An 828-nucleotide genomic window follows, 5' to 3' on the forward strand; every position below is an offset into this window, starting at 1 on the left:
ACGACGTCGGGTCGGTACGTCCAGCTCGACAAGGTCAAGCTGGACTACCCGCCGGTGGGCACGGCCCGGATCTTCGCCGGCGCGACCGGGCCGAAGACGCGTGCTCTCGTCTGCGAGGTCGCCGACGGGATCCTGCTGACCGCCGGCACGCCTCCGCAGGAGGTGGCCGCCGTCAGGTCGACGGCCAAGGCCGTCACCGTGTACGTCCATGCGGCGACCGGTCCCGACGCCGAGGCACGCATGGCACGCGAGCTGGAGTCCTGGAACGAGTCGGACAGCTGGGACGCCACAGCGTTCGGCGACGCAGCCGACATTGCCGCTGTCGTGAACCGCTACCGGGACGCCGGAGCCGACGCCGTGATCCTGCAGCCCACCGCTGACGAACCCGACCTCGAGGGCTTCGTCCGGTTCACCGCACAGCAGGTCGGTCCACTGGTGCGGTAGCCGGCCGATGTCGCTCCGCGCAAGGCCTGCCCGCGGCGTCCGGCGGGGCAGGCCTTGCGCGCGGCGGTGGTCAGCTCACCGCGCTCGGACTGCCGTCGAGCGTGGGGTAGTCGATGTAGCCGCGGGCGTCGCCGCCGTAGAAGGTGGCCGGATCGGGTGTGTTGTAGGGCCCGCCGGCGGCGAGCCGGGCGGGCAGGTCGGGGTTGGCGAGGAACAGGCCGCCGAAGCTGATCAGGTCGGCGGTGCCGTCCTCGATCAGCGCGAGCTGCTCGGGGCCGGTGACCGTTCCGGGCGTGAACGGGTTGAGGATCAGCGGGCCGTCCCACCGGCGGCGCAGCTCGCGGGTGAGGTCGCGGTCGTCGGCCTCGGCGATGTGCAGGTAGG

At 72.5% G+C, this 828-nt stretch carries 2 pseudogenes; one reads left to right on the forward strand and one right to left on the reverse strand.

Going from position 1 to position 828, the window contains the following annotated elements:
• Positions 1-444 (forward strand): annotated as a pseudogene (locus SM452_RS30385) (LLM class flavin-dependent oxidoreductase); the annotation flags it as partial.
• A gap of 70 nt (positions 445-514) precedes the next feature.
• Here the strand turns inward: SM452_RS30385 and SM452_RS30390 are convergent.
• Positions 515-828, reverse strand: a pseudogene (locus tag SM452_RS30390) (alkene reductase); the annotation flags it as partial.

Source organism: Micromonospora sp. SYSU B005 (genome assembly GCF_055362685.1).